Genomic DNA, 8,449 nt, shown 5'->3' on the forward strand with positions numbered 1-8,449 from the left:
CTTGTCCATCGGCTCGCAGTTTCGCTCCACGCTTCCTCCCCACACTCGGTCGCCCTCATGCAGTTGCGCTTCGCTTCGTTCGCTGTGATCAACTTACGGTGGGACTTTCACCCACAAGAGTGCGCCCGTGCCGGGCGCACATGAAAACGCCCAACCGGAGACGGTTGGGCGCTGAATGGTGGTGGCCTGGGGCGGAATCGAACCACCGACACGCGGATTTTCAGTCCGCTGCTCTACCAACTGAGCTACCGGGCCGTCTAAGTGCTCATTGTAACACAAGCAGGGACGCGACTTCAGGCTGCGCAACGTTTGGCACGCGACAGGTCGACGCCCAGCTGTTTGAGTTTGCGGTACAGGTGCGTGCGCTCCAGCCCGCTTTTTTCGGCCACACGGGTCATGGAGCCGTTTTCCTTGGCCAGATGGAACTCGAAGTACGCCTTCTCGAAGGCGTCGCGTGCTTCGCGTAGGGGGGCATCCAGGTCCAGCGTCTGCCAGCCCAGTCCTGCCACGGGAACCGCCACCCCACAAGCCTTCGGTACCATCCCGTTTAGGGTGTCCCCTTCGTCGGCCGCAACCGCAGGGCGATCGACCAGCCGCACCCCCCCGTCACCCACCGCACTCGGGCTGCCACCGGCGGCCAAGGCAGCGCGTACCGGGGCACCGTTGGCCGGCGGCACCGGCGAGATGCCCCCGTTGCCCGGTTGTGAGCGCGCGGGCCCGCCCATGGCACCGCGGGTCAACCCTTTGTCGACCGCCTGCAGCAGCTTTTGCAGTGTGATGGGTTTCTCGAGGAAGGCCATGGCCCCGATGCGGGTGGCCTCGACCGCAGTATCGATCGTGGCATGGCCGCTCATCATGATGACGGGCATCGTCAACAACCCAGACGCCGCCCACTCCTTGAGCAAGGTGACGCCGTCGGTGTCGGGCATCCAGATATCTAGCAACACCAGGTCGGGGCAGGCACGCTGGCGAAACTGTCGCGCCTGCGCAGCGTTTTCGGCCAACTCGACGGTGTGTCCCTCGTCGTTCAGGATCTCGGACAGCAGTTCACGGATACCCAGCTCGTCGTCGACGACCAGAATGTTTGCCATCGTCTGCACTCACCCCTGGATGGGAGCCCCCTGTTGCCAGTGTTGCGTATTTGCAACCCTGAATGATAGCGACACTTGCGCGCCGACGATAGTGTCGCCCTCGCGCCGGTTGACCAGTTCGACCCGGCCACCGTGCTCGTCCATGATCTTTTTCACCACCGCCAACCCCAGACCCGTGCCCTTGGCCTTGGTGGTGACGTAGGGCTCGAAGGCGCGCTGCAGGATCGTCTGTGCAAATCCTGGCCCGTCGTCGATGACCGACAGCCGCACCCATGTGCCGCTGCCGGAGCGCCGCGTGCGTAGCGTGATCACTCCCTGACTGGCAGCCGTGGCGCTCGCGTCCTGCGCGTTTTGCACCAGGTTGTGCACCACCTGTCGCACCTGTTGGGCATCGGCCAGCACCGGCGGGCAGTCAGGATCGAGATCCAGCCGCACCGGCACGGCAGACGACTCGTACAGGGTGACGATGTCCTGCAACAAGGCGTTGAGGTCCACAGGGGCGAGCTGGGCCGCGGGCAGCCGAGCGTAGTCGCGGAATTCGTTGACCAGCCGCTTCATCGCCTCGACTTGATCGACGATCGTCTTGACCGACTTGTGCAGCATGGCCAAGTCGGTGCCCTGCAGTCGGGGTTCGAGCTTGAGGGCGAGTCTCTCGGCCGACAGCTGAATCGGTGTGAGGGGATTTTTGATTTCGTGCGCCAGGCGCCGCGCGACCTCGCCCCACGCCTGGGCCCGCTGCGCCGAGATGAGGTCGCTGACGTCGTCGAGCACGAGCAGGTAGTCGCCACCGGGCAGCAAGGCGCCGCGCACGACCAAGGTGCGAACCGCGCCCCCAGCGGGTGTGTCAGTATCGGGCTGCAGCTCGTAGGGTTGCTGCCAATGCGCGCCCTCGCCTGTCGGTTCACCGTCGGCGACGAAACGGGCGAACTGCGTCCGTACCCAGGCACCGAAAGGCTGCAGCCCTGGCACAGCGTCCAGCGGCAGGCCCAGGTAGTCGTCCAGTGGTACGCGCAGGATGCGCGCCGCACCGGGGTTGGCGCTGCGCAGCCGACCGTCGGGCGCCATGACGATGACCCCCGCCGTGAGGTTGTCCAGCAGCGTTTGCAGGCTGGCGCGCGCCGCATCGACTTGTTGCATGGACGATTGCACCGCCTGGCGCGCGTCGGCCAGCTCCTGCGTCATGTGGGCAAAGGTACGTGTCAAGCCCGCGAGTTCGTCGCGAGCGGGCAAGGCCACCTTGGGCCCCAAGTCGCCGCGGGCGACGTCACGCATCCCCTCGGCCAGCAGCAGCAGCGGCCGCACGAGCTGGTTACCCAGCAGCACGGCCAGCAACACGGCACCAAAAACCGACAGAAACAGCGCCAGCGTGAGTGTGCCCAGGTACATGCTGCGCAGGCCGTCGCGCACCAGCGCGCGTTCCTGATATTCGCGGTTGGCCGCCTGTACCGCCAGCGCGTTGGCCACCAATGCCGCCGGCATGGGTGCGGTCACGTCCAGGTACCGAGACTCCACACCGAACGAGAGGCTGCCAGTGGGCACATAGGCCAACACACGCACGCGCGGCAGTGCCTCGGCCGGCAACCCCAACACCTCGCGCGGGTCGCGCAGGCTCTCCAGCTCCTCCAGGCCCTCGATCCAGGTGACCACCCGCTCGGCGCGGGCCCGGCGCATCAGCGTCGACGATGGGCGCTCCGGCGCCAGCCGAAAGCGCGACGCACCCGCGCTGGCCACCGCGCGCCCTTGGGTGTTCCACAGCACCACGTCGGTGGCGCCCAGTTGCTCGCGCCACCCCTCGAGCATCACACCAGCGGCGCCGTCAGAGCTGTTGGCGATTGCGCCCGCCAGCGTGCGCGTCTTGGCCGCCCAGTCGGCACTCACGGTATCGAGCGCGGTGCGCCCGAGTTCGAGACCGGCGCGCAAGGCCGTCTCTACCCGGGCATCGAACCAGGTTTCGATGGCCCGGTTGACGAACTGGTACGACACCAGGTAGATCAGTGCACCCGGCACCACGCCGACCAAGCCAAAGATGGCCGCGAGTTTGAGCAGCAGCACGCTGCCAAAGCGCCGTCGGCGCAAGCGTATCAGCAGGCGCAGTGCCAGCCAGACGAGCACGCCCGCCAACACGGCGGCCACCCCCAGGTTGAGCACCAGCAAATGCGTGTACGTTTGGGGCTGGACGGCGCGGTGGTCGGTGGCCAGCGTCAGCAGGTAAAACAACACCAGGCCCACGCCCAGGATAAATACCAGCGCCAGCGCCAAAAACCAGCGCAGATGGCGCGCGCGCTGGAGGTCGCGCTGGCGCGCCTCGCTCATGGGCGCGCCTCCGACGTCTCGGCAGATTCGACGTCACCCGGTGCCGGCACGGCCAGCACGGTGCGCCAGACGGGTGCTTCGACAGACCCGCCGGGCAGGATCTGCAAGGGCCGCGGCAGTTGGCGGACATCGAGGCGAAATTCCACCTCCAACCGTTCGTCGCCTTTGAGCCCTTCGGACGGTGCGACACGCCAGCGCTGCACGCGGCGCACGAGCGCTAGCGCCTCGTCCAGGCTGTCCAGGTTGCGGTGCAGCGCCGTGAGAGCGGCGGTGTCCCCTTCGGGTGCGTCACTCTCTTGCACGCTCAGGCGCCAGCGCTGGGTCAGCGGCTGAAAGACCAGGCGGACCGTGCGCACCGCCCGCGCCAGGTGGCGGTCGGTCCAGTACCAGCGTGGACGGCGCAGCTCGGCGCGCCAGACGAAGTGCAGCGGCACCCCGCGATGCAGCGCATCGAGCAAGGTGATGGGCAATTCCAGCGGGATGCGCGCGTCCAGATACAGCCCATCGGCCCCGCGCTCGAGCTGCCAGACTGCGCCGTCGCGCTGGGCCGATGTCGCCACGACAGGCAAGGCCGCCAGACTGGCCACGACCAGCCCCCCGGCTGCGCGCAGCAGTGCGCGGCGGTACAGCGCGGGCGCTTGTGCGCCACGCGGCTCAGGCTTTGGCCCACAAGGCGTAGAAAAATCCGTCCATGCCACGGCGCGCATTGTCGCCCATGGCAGGGCCGAACACGAAGCCCGGCGTTGCATCGGCCGCATCGGCCACCACGCCGCCCGGCAAGAGATGCCCAGGTGCGGGCAGTGCACGCGCATCGGCATGGCGCGCGGCAAAGTCGGCCGCCACGTCCGCGCCCTCGGCCCGAAAGACCGAACAGGTGGCATACAACAGCCGCCCGCCACGCGCCAAGAGCGGCCACAGCGCGTCCAGCAACCGGCGCTGCTGCGCCGCGAGCCGATCGACGTCGTCGGGCTGGCGCAGCCAGCGCACATCCGGGTGGCGGCGCACGATGCCCGAGGCACTGCACGGCGCATCCAACAAAATCGCATCGAACGGCCGCCCATCCCACCAGTCGGCGACGCTGCCCGCGTCGGCCGCGCGCACCGTCACGGTCGAGCCTGCCGCGGGCAAGCGCAGCCGTTCGAGCGTTTCGCGGACGCGCTCGATGCGCGCCGCATCGGCATCCAGCGCCCACAGCTCGATGTCGGCCCGCTCCAGCAGGTGCGCGCTCTTGCCGCCGGGGGCAGCGCAAGCGTCCAGGACCCGCGCCCCCGCGGGCAACCCCGCCCCCAACAGCAGTGGGGCGGCGAGCTGCGCGGCCCCGTCCTGCACCGACACGGCACCTTCGGCCCAACCGGGTAGCCGCTCCACCGGCACGGCTTCGGCCAAAACCAAGCCGTCCTCGCCTATCGGCTCGGCCGCCCAGTCCAGGGCCGCCAGCTGGGCGAGGTAGGCGTCGCGGCTGCCGTGCCGCCGGTTGACACGCAGCACCATCGGCGCGGGCTGATCGTCCGCCTCCAAGATGGCGCGCCAGCGCTGCGGGTGGTCCCGCTGCAGCCGCTCGACCCACCATGGGGGGTGATTCCATCGACCCAGCGGGGTGGCACGGGCTTGCGCGAGCAACGCCTCACGCTCGCGCAAGAAGCGACGCAGGCAAGCGTTGACGAAGCCCGCCAACGCCGGCTGGCGCAGCGGCGTCAGGGCGCGCACGGCTTGATCGACCACCGTGTGCGGGGCGTACCCTGTCCCATCGACAAGCAGGGCCAGCGCCGCCTCCAACAACCCAGCCACCGGCGCGGGTGGCGCCCGCTTGGCCAGCAAGCCCAGCAGCACCTGTGTTTCGCCCCCGCGGCGCAACGCCCCAAACACCAGCGCCTGCACCCCTGGCCGCAGGGGTGCAGGCACCTGAGGCAAAACGGCCGCGAGCGAGCGCCCCTGCCGCACCGCGGCGATCGCGCGCGCCACCACGGCCAACTGGGCCGACAAAGGGACCGATGTCGGCACCACTGACTGGGCCGACCGCACGGCCCGCCCAGCCTTACTCGGTGGCGGCATCCGCATCCAGCGGCGACGCGGACAGCGCGTCCGCCTCGGCGATGGCGCGGCGCTCTTCCTCGTCCATGCGCTCCTTGGCGCGACGCGCCTCGTGGAAGGCCATGCCGGTGCCAGCCGGGATCAGACGACCCACGATGACGTTTTCCTTCAAGCCGCGCAGCTCGTCCTTCTTGCCCATGATCGCGGCCTCGGTCAGCACGCGCGTGGTTTCCTGGAACGAAGCCGCGGAAATGAACGAATCCGTCGACAGCGACGCCTTGGTGATGCCCAGCAGCAGGTTGCGGTAGGTCGCCGGCGTTTTGCCCTGCGCACGCAAGGCGTCGTTGGTGTTGAGGATCTCGGAGCGCTCGACCTGCTCGCCCGAGATGTAGTGGCTGTCGCCGGGGTTGTCCACCTCGACGCGGCGCAACATCTGGCGCACGATCACTTCGATGTGCTTGTCGTTGATCTTCACCCCCTGCAGGCGGTAGACGTCCTGCACCTCATCGACGATGTAGCGCGACAGCTCCTCGATGCCCAGCAGGCGCAGGATGTCCTGCGGATCGGCTGGGCCGTCGACGATGAGTTCGCCCTTGTTGACCACTTGGCCCTCGTGCACCAGGATGCTCTTTTCCTTGGGCACGAGTTCTTCCCAGACCTTGCCGTCGGGATCGGTGATTTGCAGGCGCACCTTGCCTTTGGTCTCCTTGCCGAACGAGACGGTACCCGTGATCTCGGCCAGGATGCCCTTGTCCTTCGGGCTGCGGGCTTCGAACAGCTCGGCCACGCGCGGCAGACCGCCGGTGATGTCGCGCGTCTTTTGCCCTTCGACCGGGATGCGCGCCAGCACCTCGCCAGGGTGGATGGTCTGGCCGTCGCGCACCTGGATCAGCGCGCCCACGGGGAAGGTCACCGTCACCGCGTGGTCGGTGCCCGGGATCTTGACCTCCTTACCCTCGGCGTCGATGAGCTTGACCTGCGGCCGCACGACCTTGGTGGCCCCGCGCCGCTTCGGGTCGATGACCACCAGCGTCGACAGGCCGGTGACCTCATCGACCTGCTTGGCCACGGTCAGGCCTTCTTCGACGTTTTCGAACTTCACCACACCGGCGAATTCGGTGATGATGGGGCGCGTCAGCGGATCCCAGTTGGCTAGGATGGTGCCGGCCGTGATGCGCTGGTCGGCCTTGACGGCCAGCGTCGCGCCATACGGCACTTTGTGGCGCTCGCGCTCGCGGCCGTTGTCGTCGTGGATGATGATTTCGCCCGAGCGCGCGATCACCACCTGCTCGCCCTTGGCGTTGGTGACGTAGCGCATGGTCGGGTTGAAGCCGACCACACCGTTGGACTTGGCTTCCACGCTGGAGGCCACCGCCGCGCGCGACGCCGCGCCCCCGATGTGGAAGGTGCGCATGGTCAACTGCGTACCCGGCTCACCGATCGACTGCGCCGCGATGACGCCGATGGCCTCACCCACGTTGACCAAACCGCCGCGGCCCAGGTCGCGCCCGTAGCACTTGGCGCACACGCCGTAGCGCGTGTCACAGGTCAGCACGGTGCGCACGCGTACCTCGTCGATGCCAGCCTGCTCGATCAGGTCCACCGCGTCCTCGTCCAGCATCTGGCCCGCCGCCACCAGCACGCGCTGCGTCTCGGGGTCGACGATGTCTTCGGCCGTGGTGCGGCCCAAGATGCGCTCGCGCAGGCTCTCGATGACCTCGCCACCCTCGACGATGGCGCGCATGAGCGTGCCGTTGGTAGTGCCGCAGTCCTCCTCGGTCACCACCAGGTCCTGCGTCACGTCCACCAGACGGCGCGTGAGGTAGCCCGAGTTGGCAGTCTTGAGCGCCGTGTCGGCCAGACCTTTACGCGCGCCGTGCGTCGAGATGAAGTACTGCAACACGTTCAACCCCTCGCGGAAGTTGGCCGTGATGGGCGTCTCGATGATGCTGCCATCGGGCTTGGCCATGAGGCCACGCATGCCGGCGAGCTGGCGAATCTGCGCCGCCGAACCCCGTGCGCCCGAGTCGGCCATCATATAGATCGAGTTGAACGACTCTTGCTCGACCACGTTGCCGTGGCGGTCGACGACCTTCTCCTTCTTGAGGTGCTCCATCATCACCTTGGAGATCTCGTCGCCGGCCTTGCCCCAGATATCGACCACCTTGTTGTAGCGCTCGCCTGCCGTCACCAAGCCCGAGGCGTACTGCTGCGCGATCTCCTTGACCTCGGCCTCGGCCCGCTCGATGATGGCTTGCTTCTCGGCCGGCACCAACATGTCATCGATGCAAATCGAGATGCCGGCTTGCGTCGCCAGCCGGAAGCCGTTTTGGAGCAGCTTGTCGGCAAACACCACCGTCTCTTTCAGGCCGCACTTGCGGAACGAGGCATTGATGAGCTTGGAGATCTCTTTTTTCTTGAGCGGCTTGTCGATGAGCTCGAACGGCAACCCCTTGGGCAGGATTTGCGACAGCAGCGCACGACCCACCGTCGTGTCGCGCAGCTTGGTCACCGGCTCCAGTTCGCCGGTTTCCTTGTTTTTGAGCCACTCGGTCAGGCGCACGCTGACCCGGCTGGTCAGCTCCACCACACCGGCGTCCAACGCGCGCTGCACCTCGGCCACGTCGGCAAAGACCATGCCCTCACCCTTGCCGTTGATGCGCTCGCGCGTGGCGTAGTACAGCCCCAGCACCACGTCCTGCGACGGCACGATGGAGGGCTCGCCGTTGGCAGGGAAGAGCACGTTGTTGGACGACAGCATCAGCACGCGCGCTTCCATCTGCGCTTCCAGCGACAGCGGCACGTGCACCGCCATCTGGTCGCCGTCGAAGTCCGCGTTGAACGCCGCGCACACCAGCGGGTGCAGCTGGATCGCCTTGCCTTCGATCAGCACCGGCTCGAACGCCTGGATGCCCAAGCGGTGCAACGTCGGCGCGCGGTTGAGCAGCACCGGGTGCTCTTTGATGACATCTTCCAGAATGTCCCAGACGATGGGCGTGCCCGCCTCGACCTCT

At 67.6% G+C, this 8,449-nt stretch carries 5 protein-coding genes and 1 tRNA gene; all 6 read right to left on the reverse strand.

From position 1 onward, the window contains the following. Nucleotides 1–179: 179 nt before the first annotated feature. A tRNA-Phe gene (locus Q0716_RS00930) sits at nt 180–255 on the reverse strand. Nucleotides 256–293: 38 nt separating this feature from the next. Beyond that, entirely contained in the window at nt 294–1,091 is a 798-nt protein-coding gene (locus Q0716_RS00935; RefSeq protein ID WP_299018693.1) for a response regulator, read from the reverse strand. A 9-nt stretch (nt 1,092–1,100) separates the two neighbouring features. Further along, nucleotides 1,101–3,404, reverse strand: a complete 2,304-nt coding sequence (locus tag Q0716_RS00940) for an ATP-binding protein (protein WP_299018697.1) — start codon at nt 3,402–3,404, stop codon at nt 1,101–1,103. After that, entirely contained in the window at nt 3,401–4,102 is a 702-nt protein-coding gene (locus tag Q0716_RS00945) for a DUF4390 domain-containing protein (protein WP_299018698.1), read from the reverse strand. Before Q0716_RS00945 ends, Q0716_RS00940 begins: the two co-directional genes overlap by 4 nt. Next, nucleotides 4,059–5,405, reverse strand: a complete 1,347-nt coding sequence (gene rsmB, locus Q0716_RS00950; protein WP_299018700.1) for a 16S rRNA (cytosine(967)-C(5))-methyltransferase RsmB — start codon at nt 5,403–5,405, stop codon at nt 4,059–4,061. Before rsmB ends, Q0716_RS00945 begins: the two co-directional genes overlap by 44 nt. 34 nt (nt 5,406–5,439) lie before the next feature. Beyond that, a partial coding sequence (gene rpoC / locus Q0716_RS00955; protein WP_299018702.1) for a DNA-directed RNA polymerase subunit beta' occupies nt 5,440–8,449 on the reverse strand: 3,010 nt, incomplete at its 5' end.

This window comes from uncultured Tepidimonas sp., from assembly GCF_938045175.1.
GTDB lineage: Bacteria > Pseudomonadota > Gammaproteobacteria > Burkholderiales > Burkholderiaceae_C > Tepidimonas.

Coding starts and splice junctions, on each gene's coding strand:
- Q0716_RS00935 (WP_299018693.1), bottom strand. CDS start 1,091: ATGGCAAACATTCTGGTCGTCGACGACGAGCTGGGTATCCGTGAACTG.
- Q0716_RS00940 (WP_299018697.1), bottom strand. CDS start 3,404: ATGAGCGAGGCGCGCCAGCGCGACCTCCAGCGCGCGCGCCATCTGCGC.